This window comes from Gordonia sp. DT101, assembly GCF_049844895.1.
In the GTDB taxonomy this organism is placed as follows: Bacteria; Actinomycetota; Actinomycetes; order Mycobacteriales; family Mycobacteriaceae; genus Gordonia.
The window spans coordinates 433183-448197 of sequence record NZ_JBNCLX010000003.1 but is presented as its reverse complement, the minus strand read 5'-3'; the positions used below and the strand labels follow the sequence as shown (position 1 = coordinate 448197).

Here is a 15015-nt window from a genome sequence, read left to right as displayed (position 1 = left end):
CGATCGACGCAATTCTGCGCACGATGGGCGGGGTTCTGCGCCCGCTCGGCGGGCGGGAGCGGGGGCGAGGGCACGCACTCGAGGTGGCCGCTCGAGGTGGCCGCTCGAGGTGGCCGCTCGAGGTGGCAGCGAGGGGTGGCCGACGACCCGTTGCTAGGGTCTACAGAGTGGCACCTTCGAACCCGTCTGCGCTGATCAACGCGGACCGCATCAGCAAGAGTTTCGGCATCAAGCCCTTGCTCGAATCCGTGTCCCTCGGGGTTCACGAAGGCCAGCGGATCGGTGTCGTCGGCCTCAACGGCGGCGGTAAGACGACGCTGCTGGAGATCCTCGGTGGCATCACCGAACCCGACGGCGGACGTATCTCGCGCGCCGGCGGCATCCGGGTCGCGACGGTCACGCAGCGCGGCGAACTGCCCGCTGGCGCCACCGTCGCGGAAGTGGTGGTAGGGGGACCCGAGGTGGCCGTCCACGAGTGGGCGGGGGACCCGCGGGTCCGGGGCATCCTCAACGGCATCGGCGTCGACGGCCTCCTCGACAAACGCGTCGACGAACTCTCCGGCGGCCAGCGTCGACGAGTGGGTCTGGCCACCGCACTCGTCTCCGACGCCGACCTGCTGATCCTCGACGAGCCGACCAACCATCTCGACGTCGAGGGCGTGCAGTGGCTGGCCGACCACCTGGTCGGCCGCCGGAGCGCGCTGATCGTCGTCACGCACGACCGGTGGTTCCTGGACACGGTCGCGACTCGCACCTGGGAGGTCCACTCCGGCCGCGTCGACGAGTACGAGGGCGGCTACAACGACTGGATCTTCGCCCGCGCCGAGCGCACCCGGCTCGCCGACACCATGGAGGAGCGTCGTCGCAATCTGGCCCGCAAGGAACTGGCCTGGCTGCGTCGCGGCCCGCCGGCCCGGACCTCCAAGCCGCGCTATCGGATCGAGGCCGCCGAGAAGCTGATCGCCGACGTCCCGCCGCCGCGCGACAGCGTATCGCTGTCCGCCTTCGCCAAACGACGCCTCGGCCGGGTTGTCGTGGAACTCGAGGACGCGCGGGTGGCCACGCCGGCCGGCGATGTGCTGCTCGACGATCTCACCTGGCGGTTGACACCCGGTGAACGCATCGGCCTCGTCGGGGTCAACGGTTCAGGCAAGACGACCCTGCTGCGCGCGCTCGCGGGGGAGATCGACGTCGCCCCGGGTAAGCGCAAGGAGGGCACGACGGTCTCTATCGGCTGGCTGCGCCAGGAGCTCGACGACCTCGACGAGGATCAGCGGGTGCTGGACGCCGTGGAGGCGGTGGCATCGCGGATCATGCTGGGGGACAAGGAGATCTCCGCGAGTCAGCTGGCCGAACGGCTCGGCTTCACCCCCGCACGCCAGCGCACGCCGGTCGGGGACCTGTCCGGTGGTGAACGGCGGCGGCTGCAGATGACATGCGTGCTGATGGCCGAACCCAATGTGCTACTCCTCGACGAGCCGACCAACGACCTCGACATCGACACCCTGCAGCAACTCGAGGATCTCCTCGACGGCTGGGCGGGCACGCTGGTGGTGATCAGTCACGACCGCTACCTGATCGAACGGATCTGCGACAGCACGTGGGCGCTGTTCGGCGATGGGAAGTTGACCAATCTGCCGGGCGGCATCGAGCAATATCTACGACGACGACGCGAGATCACCTCCGCCGCACCGCGTCGCACGTCCACGTCGAACGCTTCGAGTGCGGCGACGGCCTCGACCGCCCCCGCGATCAGTGCGTCCGAACATCGGGATGCACGAAAGGCGATGAACCGGCTGGAACGCCAGATCCAACAGCTGGACACGCGAGAGAGTCGCCTGCACGACCAATTGCTCGATGCGGCAACCGATCCCGACAGGCTCATGGAACTCAACGCGGAACTGAAAGACGTCGTGGAGGCCAAGGAGACCGCGGAGACGGAGTGGCTCGAGGTCGCCGAAAAGGTCGAGTGATGGACGCCGACGGAGACGTCTTGTTACGCACACCCGGCGCCGAAGTGCGGGTGAACCCACAAGGTGGCCGACTCACCTCCCTGCGCATCGCGGACGTCGAGTTCCTGCAGCAGGGCGAACCCTACGGATGCTTCCCGATGGTCCCGTGGTGCGGCCGCATGCGGAACGGCATCCTCGACTTCGACGGCAGGCGTCATCAATTCGAGCTCAATGATCCGCCGCATGCGCTCCACGGGCTCGCACGCGACCACCGGTGGGAGACCGACGCGGTGGGCGAAGACCAGGCGACACTGACTCGGCGCCTGGACCCGCACTGGCCGTTCGACGGCACGGTCACCCAGGATTTCGCTCTCGCCCCGGGGGAATTGACGATGCGGTTACGGGTCTCGTCCGCAGCTGCGCCCTTTCCAGCACAGGCGGGTTGGCACCCGTGGTTCCGTCGTCACCCTGTGTCCGGCGAGTCCGCCCCTCTCGCAGTGGAGTTCGCGCCCTCCTGGCAGGAAGAACGTGGTCCCGACCACCTTCCGACCGGCACCCGGCTGGCGCCGCTGCCGCCACCCTGGGACGACTGTTTCGGTATGCCCTCGGGCGCCGACGTCACCCTGGACTGGCCCGATCTGCTGCGACTGCGGATACGCAGCGACGCGGAATGGGTGGTGATCTTCGACCATCGGCCGTTCGCGATCTGTGTGGAACCGCAGTCCGGGCCGCCCGACGGCCTGAACACGATGCCACGTGTCGTGGCGCCCGGACGCGACCTGGTGGTCACCACTCGCTGGACGTGGTGAGAAGCTCTGCGTCAGAGCAGGTGTGCACCACGACCCGGTCGCACCCGGCGAACCGTCGAGGTGGGATATCCGGCGTCGGATATCGCCTGGGGCAGGTCGGCGCAGATCCGGTCCGCGGCGTTGGCGGGGGCCAACGCGATCACCGACCCGCCGAATCCACCGCCCGTCATCCGCGCGCCATGTGCACCGAACTGCTGCGCGGTGGCGGCGATGAGGTCGATGTGCGGAGTCGTGATCTCGAAGTCGTCGCGCATCGAGTCGTGTGAGGCGTTCATGAGTTCGCCGATCTTCGCGAAGTCGGCATCGTGCAGTGCCGCGGTGGCCGCCAGGACTCGTGCGTTCTCGGTCAGGATATGCCGGGCGCGAACCCGGTTGGTGCCGTCCGGCAGCTGATTCCATGCGTCGGTGTCGGCCTCGCGCAGCGATGGGACACCGAGTTCGGCGGCGGCGGCCTCGCACGACGCGCGTCGCGCCGCATACTCGCCGGCGGCGTGTCGGTGGGGCGCGTGGGAGTCGATCACCAGCAGTTGTGCGGAATCGTCGACCGGCATCGGGACCGGCTCCACCTCGAGGGACCGGAAGTCGATGAGCAGGGCGGTGTCCTGCTGCCCGAACAGGCTCGACAGCTGGTCGAGCAGACCGGTCGGTGCTCCCACGTAGTCGTTCTCCGCCTGCTGTGCGACCCGGGCGAGCTCGTGTCGGGAGAGATTCAGGTCGGTGGTGATTGCCAGCAGCACTGCACATTCGAGCGCTGCGGACGACGACAGTCCGGCCCCGACCGGAACCGTGGACTCGATGTGGAGGCGTCCACCGGGCACATCGTGACCGGCGGTCCGGAGTGCCCACAGGCAACCGGCGATGTATGCGCCCCAACCGGGTACGTCGCCGGGTCCGCTGGTGGGACTGATGGTGACGACGTCGGACTCGTCACTCGACTCTGCCACGATCGTTCCGTCGACGGTGTCGGGGGCGAAGTCCGCCGTGGTGCCCAGGTCCAGGGCGATCGGCAATGCGAATCCGAGGTTGTAGTCGGTGTGTTCGCCGATCAGGTTCACCCGCCCGGGGGCGTAACTCCGTATTCGTCTGTCGCTCATGTCATTGCCCCGCGCAGATCGGCGGCGACATCCTCGGGCGTCTTGTCGGTGACGAATGCGTCACGCCCCGACTCGGAACCGGCCAGGTACTTGAGCTTGTCGGCACTGCGACGCACGGAGAACAACTCGGCGTGGAGGTAGCCTTCGGCCGACTCCGCCCGGTATTGGTGCCACGACGCGATGTAGGGCAAGGGTCGGCCGTAGAGCGCGTCGTAGGCGCGCAGCACCTTGAGGTACACGCGTGCCAGATCGTCGGCCTCGTCGTCGGTGAGCTCGGAGAGTCGTCGGACATGTCGCAAGGGGTAGATGTGGACCTCGGCGGGCCAGCGGGCGGCGAACGGAACAAACGCCGCGGTGTGGTCGGTCCGCACGAGAATCCTTTCCCCGCCGTTCAATTCGCCGGAGAGGATCGACTCGAACAGGTCCGCCCCGGTCTGGGCGCGGTGTGTCGCCGCGGCGCGCAGCATGGTCTCGGTCCGGTGCGTGCGGAACGGATAGGCGTAGATCTGGCCGTGGGGATGCGTCAGGGTCACCCCGATCTCCTCGCCCCGGTTCTCGAAGCAGAAGACCTCTTCGACGCCGTCGCGCGCGAGCAGGTCGTCGGTGCGCTGGGACCAGGCGTCCACCACCAGCCGGGCACGCTCGGGCGTGAGTCCGGCGAACGAACCGTCGTGGTCGCTGGTGAAGCACACCACTTCACAGCGGCCGTGACCCGGCGCCTCGACCGTCAGATCGCCCGGCCGGTCCGGGAGCCGGAAACCGCTGCCGGCATGTGCCGCCGCCAACGAGGGGAAGCGATTCTCGAACACCACCACGTCGTAGTCGTCTGCGGGGATCTCACTGGAACGTCCGGAGGGATCCGGGCACAGCGGGCACATCCGTCGCGGCGGTTTGTAGGTCCGCTCCTGCCGCGCGGGAGCGATCATCACCCAGTCGCCGATCTGCGGGTCGCGTCGGACGCGGGTGGCCGAATCATCGGGGTGGGCAGGCAGATCGCGATGGTCGATGCCTGGCGCCGGCGGGTTCTCGGCGGTCGAGAAGAACAGGATCTGCCGGTCGTCGGCGAGGCTCGCCTCCTGCGGCGTCGGTAGTCGGCGCCCGGCGCCGTCCTGGTTCGCGGGATCTTCGGTCACGTCATCTGGGGTCATCGGGGTCTTCCTTCGGCGATGGTGAGCACGGTGACGTCCGCGAGTTCACTGCGTGCTGCGGCGGGCAGGCCGTCGTCGGTCACCAGTCGGTTGATGCGTCCGAACTCGGCGAAGAGGTGCGCGCCGATCTCGCCGTACTTGGTGTGGTCCGCGAGCACGACGGTCGACCGCGCCGTGGTCAGAAGCTTTCGATTGGTCTCGGCCTCACCGAGATTGGGGGTGGTGAACCCCGCGGACGGGTCGATGCCGTGGGTTCCGACAAAGGCCCGGTCGGTTCGGTAGTGCTCCAGCGCGGCGTTGGCGATCGGCCCGACGAGGGCATCCGACGGCGTGCGCTGTCCACCGGTGAGCTGGACACTCGCGGCGTCGAGATAGGAATCCGAGGGGTCGGTCAGCAACTCGAAGATCGACACCGAGTTCGTCACCACCGAGATGTCGCGGCCGCGGAGCAGTCGGGCCAGTTCCAGTGTGGTGGTACCTGCGCCGATCGCGACGGTCATGCCGTCCTCGATCAGCGGCAGCGCGGCCGCCGCGATGGCGCGCTTGGCATCCGGTTCGCGGGTCGCCTTGAGCGACGACGGTGGTTCGAGTCCTCGTCCGGTGAGGTCACCGTCCGTCCGGACTGCGCCACCGTGGACCTTGCTCAGTTCCCCGTCGCTCTCGAGGTGGTCGAGATCCCGTCGGATCGTCATCTCGGAAACGCCTAGCTCGGCGGCGAGATCGGTGACCCGCACCGCGCCTCGGGAGACCACGGCAGCCAACACGTGTCCTCGTCGCTCCGCTGCAAGCATGGCGAGATATTAGCAGGAACGCACTAAAACGAACATCTCTTCACAATTGCGCACCACGATGGTGTTATCTTCTGTTAGTTTCTGACAGTCATCGACATGCCGAGCGCAACAAGGGGGTTGCCGTGCACGTGGCATCCGACTCCATTCTCCGGTTGAACACCGGATGGATGGACTACGTCCTCATCGCCATCTACTTCGTTTTCGTTCTGGGGATCGGTTATCTCGCCCGCAGCCAGATCGCCACCAGCATGGACTTCTTCTTGTCCGGCCGACGATTGCCCGCCTGGGTGACCGGTATCGCGTTCGTCTCGGCGAACCTCGGTGCGGTCGAGATCATGGGCATGTCCGCCAACGGCGCCCAGATCGGCCTGGCGACCATGCACTACTACTGGATCGGCGCTGTGCCGGCGATGGTCTTCCTCGGCCTGGTGATGATGCCGTTCTACTACGGCTCCAAGGTCCGCAGCGTCCCCGAGTTCATGCGTCGCCGATTCGGGACCGGCGCACACCTGGTGAACGCGCTCAGCTTCGCCGTCGCCCAGGTGCTGATCGCCGGCGTCAACCTGTTCCTGCTGGCGACCGTCATCAACGCGGTACTCGGTTGGCCGCAATGGATCTCGCTCATCGTCGCGGCGGCCGTGGTGCTCACGTACACCGCGCTGGGCGGGTTGTCTGCGGCCATCTACAACGAGGTCCTGCAGTTCTTCGTGATTCTCGCCGCGCTGGTTCCGCTCACCGTCATCGGCCTGATCAAGGTCGGCGGCTGGAGCGGCCTGAAGGACAAGGTGATCGACACCCACGCGTCCGACGGAACGGTGACCGCCACGGTCCACGAGCAGTTGTCGTCGTGGCCGGGACAGGCCTTGAGCGGATTCTCCTCGCCGGTCTGGTCGGTCGTCGGCATTGTGTTCGGCCTGGGGTTCGTGTTGTCGTTCGGCTACTGGACGACCAACTTCGTCGAGGTACAGCGGGCCATGGCCTCCGACTCGATGTCGGCCGCGCGGCGTGCCCCGATCATCGGTGCCATCCCGAAGATGTTCATCCCGTTCGTGGTGGTCGTCCCCGGCATGATCTGCGCCGCGGCGATCGGCGACATGATCCACCTCAAGAACACCGGGTCGGGCAACGGGGTCACCTACAACGACGCCATGTTGCTCATGATGCGCGACATCCTGCCGAACGGATTGCTGGGCGTTGCGGTCGCGGGACTCATCGCATCGTTCATGGCAGGTATGGCGGCCAACGTCTCGGCTTTCAACACTGTCTTCAGCTACGACATCTGGCAGCAGTACGTGGTGAAGAACCGCGAGGACCACTACTACATCACGGTCGGACGGGTCGCGACGGTCGCCGCGGTGCTGCTTGCGATCGGAACGGCAACCATCGCCTCGGGCTACTCCAACCTGATGGACTACCTGCAGACGCTCTTCGGGTTCTTCAACGCGCCGCTGTTCGCGACGTTCATCCTCGGTATGTTCTGGAAACGGATGAGCCCGACCGCCGGTTGGGTGGGTCTCGTCAGCGGCACCTCGGCTGCGGTTGTGGTGTTCATCCTGCAGGAGACCGGCGTGATCGACCTGCCGGGGCAGGGGATGCCGTTCGTGGCCGCATCGATGGCGTTCATCGTCGACATCCTCGTCTCGGTGGTGGTCTCGTTGGTGACACGTCCGAAGCCCGAGTCCGAACTGAAGGGCTTCGTGTACTCGTTGACCGACAGAGCGACGCTGACCGGCGACGACAGCGCGACACCATGGATCGCGCGGCCGGTGCCGCTCGGCGCGGTGGTGATCGGCCTCGTCATCATCCTCAACATCGTCTTCCACTGACCGAGCAGACCAGGAGCGTTCACCATGAGCGACAAGAAGACCCGAACCTTCGCGCGGCTGTTCGACATCCGCAACATCGTCGGTGCCCTGATGGGGATCTACGGTGTCATCCTGCTGATCGCCGGACTGCTGCCATCGGCCGCGGAGGCCGGCGCGGCTTCCACCGAGCGCTCGTCCGATCCGATCGACATGTCGGTGGGCAGCGGCGCCAACCTCTGGGTGGGTGCGATATTGCTGGTGGTCGCCCTCATCTTCATCGGATGGGCGGCGTGGCGGCCACGATCGTGACCCAGGACAACTGACGGTCCGAGGTCGGGCCCGGCAAGCCGGGCCCGACCTCGGCGGTCATCGCCGGATCGCCCCGTTCACCATCGCCGCGATGGCGATGGCGCCGGCCTGGTTGATGTGGTACGGGTAGGCGATCCGGTTGGACATCGCACTCTCATACCAGGGGGTGATCACGTTGCACGGATCATGGCCGGCGGACAGCCGATTGGCATCCACGAAGGTGCCGTCGACCTTGACGGTCGCGCGGCGAAGCGCATCGCCCGCACGGTTGAAGACCTGATTCATCCACCGGACGTCGGGGTCACTGATGGGCACCATCGGCCAACAGCCGTGGTTGCCCATGAACCCGCCGATACCGACGACGATGATCTGGGCGCGGGGTGCCTGCCGGCGGATCGCGCGCAGTGCGGGGGTCACGCGATTCTCCATCCGGGCGATGCGCCAGCGGGCCTCACCGTTGAGCCTGGTGCGGCAGAACCGGTCGGTGAGCGGTGCTGTGGTGCACTTACCGACGAGCGCGCCCCAGCGCATGTCGTTGCCGCCGATGCTCACGCTCACCACCTGGGCGTCGCGTGGGACCATTCGTAATTGCGGTGGCTTGTAGCCGGCGTTCGTGCGTTGCCCGGCCGTGTACAGATTCGGCGCCTGGGCGCCCGCGCATGACGTGTCGACGAAGTTCCGGGGCAGCGTCATCAGCGCGACGATCGCCGGGTAATTGGCCGCCGAGCGTTTGCATCCGAGGAAATAGTCGGGTGTCGGGGTGAAGAAGCCGCCGGACGCCCGGGAATCGCCCATCGCCACATAGGTCCCGTTGGTGTATCGGCTGGGTGTCGTATCCGGTGCGGCCTGGGCGGCTGGTGCCACCACCAGGCTTGTCAGAGCGACAACAGCCGCCGCCATGGAGATCAGGACTGCAGGACCACCACGAAATACCCGACGACTCACCAGCACACCTCACAACGACATTTGCTCTCTTCGATGCCCACCAACCGCAGGTCACCAGGGATTGTATGCGAGGTCACACAGATCGGGTGCGACAAGAGCAAACCTCGCAGCTCTCAGGCGGTCCGGATCGGATCACACCGTCGGGCGAAATCGTCGATCAGCGAGGCCGTCCGTTCCGGCTGGATCAGCGGGAACAGGTGGGCGGCGCGAGGGACGACCTGGAGTCGGGCGCGCTCCGAGACCGCGGTGAAACGCTGCTCGTGGATGCGGAACTGGTCCCAGCCCCCGTTGATGAACTCGATGGGTCCGGGGTATCGGGCGACCTCGGCGAGCGCGTCGAACCTCGACAGCTCGCCCACCACATCGCGGATCGAGTGAAGAGCCAGGCCACCTGCCTCCATGTCCTCGGCGACCCGCGTGCCGACCGCGACCCGGGTGAGGCCCTTGCTGATCACGGCGGCCTGGCGTGGCAGGAATCCGGTCGCCGCGCCGAATGCCCGGAACGGTGCGGCGAGAAGCCGACTCGGCTGCGTCGTCGCGCACATCGCGACCAGACCGGCGATCGCCGCCGGGTGCCGGCCGGCCGCAGCCATCGAGACGTACCCGCCCAGCGACATCCCGGCCACCACCGCCGGTTCCCCGACGTTCCGCACGGCGTCCAGTACTGCCGTGACGGCATCGTCGATCGTGAACGTATCGGCGGACCGGGTGCCGTGACCGGGCAGATCAGGGGTGATGACCGGTCGGTCGGTGATCCCGGCCGCGATCCGGTGGAGTGCGGCGCCACTGACCCGGAGGCCATGGACGAGGACGACAGGAACGGGCGACACCTCACGCGATGGGCTCATCGGAAGCCAGTATGCCCGCCGCCGGCCGCCATGTCGCGGTCAAACGGCGGGGTCACGGCTCGCTGATCAGGTCTCGGGCACCTCGACCGTGCGGTCGATCGCGATCCGGTCGAGGAAGCCGACGTCGTGCGAGACCACCAGCAACGCACCCGACCATTCCCGGACCGCCTCGACGAGTTCCTCGGTGGTGTCGATGTCGAGGTTGTTGGTCGGCTCGTCGAGGATGAGGAGCTTGGGGGTCGGGTCGGCGATCAACGCCGTGGCCAGCGCGACCCGCAGTCGTTCTCCGCCCGAGAGTTCGCGCAGCGCCCGGTCGGCGCGAGCGCCCCGGAACAAGAAGCGTGCGAGGTGTGCGCGGACCTCCTGGACCGGGACGTCGGGGTGTGCGTCCGTCACCGCCTGCGCGATGGATCTACGGTCGTCGTCGAACACGATCCGCTGCGGCACATAGGCGTATGGCACCACCACCCGGCCGGCCGCGATGAGGTCGGAGATCAACGTGGTCTTCCCGGAGCCGTTGCGCCCGGCCAATGCGATGCGCTCGGGCCCGTCGATCCGTAGCCGCTCGTCGTCGATCACCTGTGCGCGCGAGGAGATCTCGACCGGCGGCATGGTGATCCGTGCCGTGCGGTCGTCGCGGATCTCGTCGCGCGCCGAGTCCAGGCGGGATGCCGCCGCGGACACGTCGTCACGATGTGCGTTGCGCAGCTTGCCGGCCGACACCTGTGCGGCATCGCGGCGGAGGTGGGCGACGATCTTCGGTACCCGCTTCTCCCGTTCCGCGGTCGCCGCGGTGCGAGCTCGTCGGTCGAGCTTGATCTGGGCCTCCACCATCTCGCGACGCTGCTTGCGCACGTCGTTCGCGGCGGTTGCGACCGCCGCCTCGGCGGACTCCTGCTCGGCGTCGAGGGTGTCCCGGTACAGCGAGTACGGACCACCGAAGAGCCTGATGCCGCCTCGGTACAGCTCGAGGGTCGCATCGACCCGTTCGAGGAGCTCGAGATCGTGGCTGACCACCACGACCGTTCCCGAGAATCTGTCGATCACGTCGAAGAGCCTTGTGCGCGAGGCGCTGTCGAGATTGTTCGTCGGCTCGTCGAGGAGCAGCACCGCCGGGCGGCGGATCAGCTGTGCGACGATCGCGAGGAGGGTGGCCTCGCCGCCGGAGAGTGCTCCGATTCGCCGGTCGAGATCGGTGGGCAGACCGAGCGCCGACAGCTGGCCGACCGCTCGGTCCTCGACATCCCAATCGTCACCGACAGTGCCGAAGTCCTGCTCATCGACCGACCCGCCCTCGATCCGGCGCAGGGCGGAACGGATCTCGTCGATGCCGAGGACGGTGGCGACCGAGAGGTCGGGATCGTCGTAGGGATGCTGGCCGACCATGCCGACATCACCGCGGACCGAGACGCTGCCGCGCAGAGGGGTCAGCTCCCCGGCGATGAGTCGCAACAGAGTGCTCTTGCCTGCGCCGTTGACGCCGACAAGGGAATAGACGGCGTCGGGAACGTTCAATGAGATCTGGTCGAAGACGGCGGTACCGTCGGGCCATCCGAAGGCCACGTCGGACAGGGTGATCGAGGGGGACGGCTGGTTGCCGGTCGCTGAAGATGCAGTCATGAAGGGACTCCTGAGGTGGTGGGCGATGGCCTGCCTGTGCCGGAGCACGGCGGCGGTTTCGGGCCTACCTCAGATGTTCATGACTGAGACATCACTCCTCGGTTCGTAAGGTGTCGGCGTGCCGACGTCGCCGTCCACGGTAGCGCGGCGGGGCCGTGGTTGCCAACCGCTGTTCCGAAGCCCCCGCCGCCATCGCCGATCTCCCGCGCGATATCGCCTCGGCGAGGCGGCTACCGTGACCCCATGTCGTTCATTCGCACCTCGGTCGCCAACGGTGTCGGTGAGATCATCCTCGACCGGCCGAAAGCTCTCAACGCCCTGGATCAGACCATGATCGACGACATGCACCGCGTGCTCACCGAATGGGAGGACGACGACGGTATCGAGACGGTGCTCGTGACCTCCGCAGGCGATCGCGCCTTCTGTGCCGGTGGCGACATCCGGGCGATCCGCGAACATGCGGTCGCGGGGGAGCACGATGCGGTGACGAAGTACTTCGCCGCCGAGTACCGGCTCGATCAGTTGGTGGCGAACTACGCGAAGCCGTATGTGGCGGTCATCGACGGGGCGGCCATGGGTGGCGGCCTCGGGATCAGCGTGCACGGTGAGGTGCGGGTGGTGAGCGAGAAGGCGTTGATCGCCATGCCCGAGACCGCGATCGGGTTCTTCCCTGACATCGGCGCGACATATTTCCTGCCCCGGCTACCAGAGGGGGTCGGGATGTGGCTGGGGATGACCGGTGCTCGGATACGTGGCGTCGACGCGGTGGAGGTCGGTCTCGCCACCCACTTCGTCGAGTCAGCCGACATCGGTGATGTCACCGACCGGCTACGTGACGGGGAGCCGCTCGTCGAGGTCCTCGCCGGCCATCGCGATCGTCCGGCGGCCGAGATCCCGTTGCGCAAGGTGGGCGAATACTTCGCCGACGAGAACGTATCGGCGATCATCGGGGGCCTCAAGGGGGCGGTCGGCGACGACTGGGCAACCGAGATGGTCGATCTGATCGAACAGGCATCGCCGACCAGTCTGTGGGTCACCGCGGCGATGATCGAGGCCGGCGCGCGTTCCACGCTCGACGAGTGTTTCGATCGTGAACTCCATGCGGCCGAACAGATCACCAGGACCGGTGACTTCGCCGAAGGTGTGCGTGCGATCCTCGTGGACAAGGACCGGCGGCCCGAGTTCGCGCCCGATTCGGTCGACGACGTCGACCCGGATGTGGTGGCGCGCATCATCGGGGTGGTGTGAACCGGTCACGGTGTCAGTTCGAACCACCCGGACAGGGTGGCGCTGCTCCGTGAGCCGGTGGTGGTGGACATCGTCGGCGAGGTGGGACTGCTCGGTGAGGTCGGCGTCGATTCGTCGGTGTCATAGGTGACGTCGTCGTCGGGCGCGAACGGGTTGGCTTCGCTCTGCGCGGCCCGCTGACAGGTGAACGCCGCGGCCGCGCGTCGGGACGACATGGCCGTGATCTTCAGTGGGCACGAGGTCGAGTGATAGTAGGTGCCGTTTACGGAGACGCCGATCGCCGCATTGATCGGTTTCGACAACGGCCCCACTTTCGGACGGGTGTCGCCGATCGGCGGGAGCACGCCACCGGTGAGGTCGCTCGCCAGGAACTCGACCTGTGCGCCGTCGGTGCCAGGTCCCTTGAACACGAACAACAGGGTGTCCGGCGGCACTTCCGGGCGAGCATTGCCCCACCTGCTGAACCCGAAACACGCGGTGTCGTCGTCGCCCACGACGGCCGAGGCCGGGACACCACCGGGGTTGTCCCGATCGGCGACAGGGGAACCACCTATCGCCACCCGTATTGCGCCGGAACGGAAGTCGAGGTCGGCCCCGGTGCGGTCGATGCGGCCGGTGTCCGGCGTCTCGCGACATTCGGCGGCGTCGAGATGGGCGGATGCGGTGGGGCCGGGTGGCGCCGACGACGACGAGGCCGGCGGGTCCTGGCTGTCGCCGGTGCCGCAGGCTGCGATGACGGAGACGGCCGCCACGGCCGCGAGCCACCAGGCGGTGCGACGGGTGGCCGTGTTAACCACAGGCTCAATCCGCTGTTGCGACAAGGGGTTCGAGAGTGAGATCAGGGTGTTCCTTCTCGATGTACTGTAGTCGCCACTTGTCGCTGAAGAGGGCCAGCAGTGCGCCGTCGCTGCGGGTGAAGACTTCGACGCCGCGCTGCCGGCCGAGTTCGGCCGCGCTGTCGGCGTCGGTGCGACGTGCCAGGCTGTAGCCGAGCGGCTCGATCGTGGTGGCGACGTTGAACTCCGCCTTCATCCGTGCCGTGACGACCTCGAACTGCATCGGGCCGACGGCGGCGAGGACCGGGGAGGCGTCGCCACGCAGTTCGTTGCGCAGGACCTGCACCACGCCCTCGCTGTCGAGCTGGTCCATCGCCTTGCGGAACTGCTTGTACTTGTCCGCCGTGTTCACCCGCAGCGCCGAGAAGTGTTCCGGGGCAAAGGACGGGATCGGCGGATACTGCACCCGGGGATCGATGAACAGGGTGTCACCGGGCGCGAGGGCCATCGCGTTGACGAGGCCGACCACATCCCCGGGGTAGGCCTGGTCCACGGTCGACCGATCACGGCCGAAGACGGCCTGGGCGTACTTGGTGGCAAAGGGTTTTCCGGTCTGCGCGTGGGTGACCACCATCCCGCGTTCGAACTCGCCGGAGACGATCCGCATGTAGGCCAGCCGATCCCGATGACTGGCGTCCATCCCGGCCTGCACCTTGAAGACCACTGCGCTGAACGGGTCGGTGACGTCGCGTACGGTTCCGTCGACGTCGGTACGCCCGGTCGGCGGGGGTGCGAGTTCCACCAGCGTCTCGAGAAGCTGGCGCACACCGAAATTCAGCATCGCCGACGCGAAGATCATCGGTGATGTCTGACCGGCGAGGAACATCTCCTGATCGTGGTCCTGGCCCATTTCGGTGAGCAGTTCGCTCTCCTCGAGGGCCGTGGTCCACTCGTCGCCCTCCCGCGCTGCCGCGTCGTCGGCACCCATGATCTCCTCGGGTGCCACCTTTGCGCCGCCGGCAGTGCGGGTGAAGCGGATGTACTCGCCGGTGCGGCGGTCGAGGAGGCCGCGGAAGTCGCCGGCGATGCCCACCGGGAAGTGCAGCGGTGTCGGTGTGAGGCCGATGCGCTCGGTGATCTCGTCGATCAGTTCGAGCGGTGTCTGGCCGGGACGGTCCCACTTGTTGACGACGGTGATGACCGGGATGCCCCGGTGGCGGCACACCTGGAACAGCTTGAGCGTCTGTGGCTCGAGGCCCTTCGCCGCGTCGATGAGCATCACGGCGGCATCGACGGCGGTGAGGACCCGATAGGTGTCCTCCGAGAAGTCGGCGTGACCGGGGGTGTCGACCAGGTTGATCACATTGGGCAGGTCGTCGCGGCCGTGCTCGCCCACGAAGTTGAACTGCAACGCGGTGGAACTGACCGAGATGCCGCGGGCCTTCTCCATCTCCATCCAGTCGGAGACCGTGGACTTGCGGCCCGCCTTCCCGTGGATGGCGCCGGCCTCGCTGATCATCCGGGCGTGCAGTGCCAGCGCCTCGGTCATCGTCGACTTGCCCGCGTCCGGATGCGAGATGATCGCGAAGGTGCGACGGCGGCTCGCTTCGCGGGCGACGGCTTCAGAACTCACTCGAGAAGGCTACCGTTCGGGCGCTGGCCAGGCCAAA

Annotated in this window: 13 protein-coding genes; 5 read left to right on the top strand and 8 right to left on the bottom strand. The window is 67.2% G+C overall.

Annotation, left to right across the window (positions count from 1 at the left end):
• Nucleotides 1–167: 167 nt before the first annotated feature.
• Entirely contained in the window at nucleotides 168–1973 is a 1806-nt protein-coding gene (locus tag ACLQ3I_RS13405) for an ATP-binding cassette domain-containing protein (RefSeq protein ID WP_425802400.1), read from the top strand.
• The gene (locus tag ACLQ3I_RS13400) at nucleotides 1973–2761 is read left to right on the top strand and encodes an aldose 1-epimerase (protein ID WP_425802398.1); all 789 of its coding nucleotides are present in this window, start codon (nucleotides 1973–1975) and stop codon (nucleotides 2759–2761) included. Before ACLQ3I_RS13405 ends, ACLQ3I_RS13400 begins: the two co-directional genes overlap by 1 nt.
• Nucleotides 2762–2772: 11 nt before the next feature.
• Here the strand turns inward: ACLQ3I_RS13400 and galK are convergent, their stop codons facing one another.
• From galK to ACLQ3I_RS13385, 3 genes are read right to left on the bottom strand one after another with little or no spacing between them, the layout of a single operon-like run.
• Nucleotides 2773–3855 (bottom strand): galactokinase, encoded by a 1083-nt coding sequence (galK, locus tag ACLQ3I_RS13395; protein WP_425802396.1) that lies wholly within the window; start codon nucleotides 3853–3855, stop codon nucleotides 2773–2775.
• Nucleotides 3852–5003, bottom strand: coding sequence for a galactose-1-phosphate uridylyltransferase (gene galT / locus ACLQ3I_RS13390; RefSeq protein ID WP_425788627.1), 1152 nt, complete (start codon nucleotides 5001–5003; stop codon nucleotides 3852–3854). The genes galK and galT overlap by 4 nt, the downstream gene beginning before the upstream one ends.
• Complete coding sequence (locus ACLQ3I_RS13385; RefSeq protein WP_425788625.1) at nucleotides 5000–5794, bottom strand: DeoR/GlpR family DNA-binding transcription regulator; 795 nt, start codon at nucleotides 5792–5794, stop codon at nucleotides 5000–5002. The genes galT and ACLQ3I_RS13385 overlap by 4 nt, the downstream gene beginning before the upstream one ends.
• Before the next feature lie 167 nt (nucleotides 5795–5961).
• Here ACLQ3I_RS13385 and ACLQ3I_RS13380 point away from each other — a divergent pair, with 167 nt between their 5' ends.
• Nucleotides 5962–7620, top strand: a complete 1659-nt coding sequence (locus tag ACLQ3I_RS13380; protein ID WP_425790441.1) for a sodium:solute symporter family protein — start codon at nucleotides 5962–5964, stop codon at nucleotides 7618–7620.
• Nucleotides 7621–7644: 24 nt separating this feature from the next.
• A complete protein-coding gene (locus ACLQ3I_RS13375; RefSeq protein ID WP_425788623.1) occupies nucleotides 7645–7908 on the top strand; it encodes a hypothetical protein in 264 nt (87 codons plus the stop codon).
• 57 nt (nucleotides 7909–7965) lie between these two features.
• Here ACLQ3I_RS13375 and ACLQ3I_RS13370 read toward each other — a convergent pair whose 3' ends face one another.
• The 3 genes from ACLQ3I_RS13370 to ACLQ3I_RS13360 form a co-directional block, all read right to left on the bottom strand.
• Nucleotides 7966–8808, bottom strand: coding sequence for an SGNH/GDSL hydrolase family protein (locus tag ACLQ3I_RS13370; protein ID WP_425790439.1), 843 nt, complete (start codon nucleotides 8806–8808; stop codon nucleotides 7966–7968).
• Between the two features lie 158 nt (nucleotides 8809–8966).
• Nucleotides 8967–9701 (bottom strand): alpha/beta fold hydrolase, encoded by a 735-nt coding sequence (locus ACLQ3I_RS13365; protein ID WP_425788621.1) that lies wholly within the window; start codon nucleotides 9699–9701, stop codon nucleotides 8967–8969.
• A 66-nt stretch (nucleotides 9702–9767) separates the two neighbouring features.
• Complete coding sequence (locus ACLQ3I_RS13360) at nucleotides 9768–11321, bottom strand: ABC-F family ATP-binding cassette domain-containing protein (protein ID WP_425788619.1); 1554 nt, start codon at nucleotides 11319–11321, stop codon at nucleotides 9768–9770.
• A 243-nt stretch (nucleotides 11322–11564) separates the two neighbouring features.
• On the opposite strand from ACLQ3I_RS13360, the gene ACLQ3I_RS13355 reads away from it, so the two are divergent.
• Nucleotides 11565–12569: an enoyl-CoA hydratase/isomerase family protein gene (locus ACLQ3I_RS13355; protein ID WP_425788617.1), complete on the top strand. Its 1005-nt coding sequence runs from the start codon at nucleotides 11565–11567 to the stop codon at nucleotides 12567–12569.
• Between the two features lie 5 nt (nucleotides 12570–12574).
• Here ACLQ3I_RS13355 and ACLQ3I_RS13350 read toward each other — a convergent pair whose 3' ends face one another.
• Together ACLQ3I_RS13350 and ACLQ3I_RS13345 are read right to left on the bottom strand one after the other, a co-directional pair.
• A complete protein-coding gene (locus ACLQ3I_RS13350; RefSeq protein WP_425802394.1) occupies nucleotides 12575–13366 on the bottom strand; it encodes a hypothetical protein in 792 nt (263 codons plus the stop codon).
• 4 nt (nucleotides 13367–13370) lie between these two features.
• Nucleotides 13371–14978 (bottom strand): peptide chain release factor 3, encoded by a 1608-nt coding sequence (locus tag ACLQ3I_RS13345; protein WP_425788613.1) that lies wholly within the window; start codon nucleotides 14976–14978, stop codon nucleotides 13371–13373.
• Nucleotides 14979–15015: the final 37 nt, after the last annotated feature.

Bases quoted from the DNA above. Each gene is read 5' to 3' on its own strand.
- ACLQ3I_RS13400 (WP_425802398.1), top strand. From the start codon at position 1,973: ATGGACGCCGACGGAGACGTCTTGTTACGCACACCCGGCGCCGAAGTG.
- galK (WP_425802396.1), bottom strand. From the start codon at position 3,855: ATGAGCGACAGACGAATACGGAGTTACGCCCCCGGGCGGGTGAACCTG.
- galT (WP_425788627.1), bottom strand. From the start codon at position 5,003: ATGACCCCAGATGACGTGACCGAAGATCCCGCGAACCAGGACGGCGCC.
- ACLQ3I_RS13385 (WP_425788625.1), bottom strand. From the start codon at position 5,794: ATGCTTGCAGCGGAGCGACGAGGACACGTGTTGGCTGCCGTGGTCTCC.
- ACLQ3I_RS13380 (WP_425790441.1), top strand. From the start codon at position 5,962: ATGGACTACGTCCTCATCGCCATCTACTTCGTTTTCGTTCTGGGGATC.
- ACLQ3I_RS13375 (WP_425788623.1), top strand. From the start codon at position 7,645: ATGAGCGACAAGAAGACCCGAACCTTCGCGCGGCTGTTCGACATCCGC.
- ACLQ3I_RS13370 (WP_425790439.1), bottom strand. From the start codon at position 8,808: ATGGCGGCGGCTGTTGTCGCTCTGACAAGCCTGGTGGTGGCACCAGCC.
- ACLQ3I_RS13365 (WP_425788621.1), bottom strand. From the start codon at position 9,701: ATGAGCCCATCGCGTGAGGTGTCGCCCGTTCCTGTCGTCCTCGTCCAT.
- ACLQ3I_RS13360 (WP_425788619.1), bottom strand. From the start codon at position 11,321: ATGACTGCATCTTCAGCGACCGGCAACCAGCCGTCCCCCTCGATCACC.
- ACLQ3I_RS13355 (WP_425788617.1), top strand. From the start codon at position 11,565: ATGTCGTTCATTCGCACCTCGGTCGCCAACGGTGTCGGTGAGATCATC.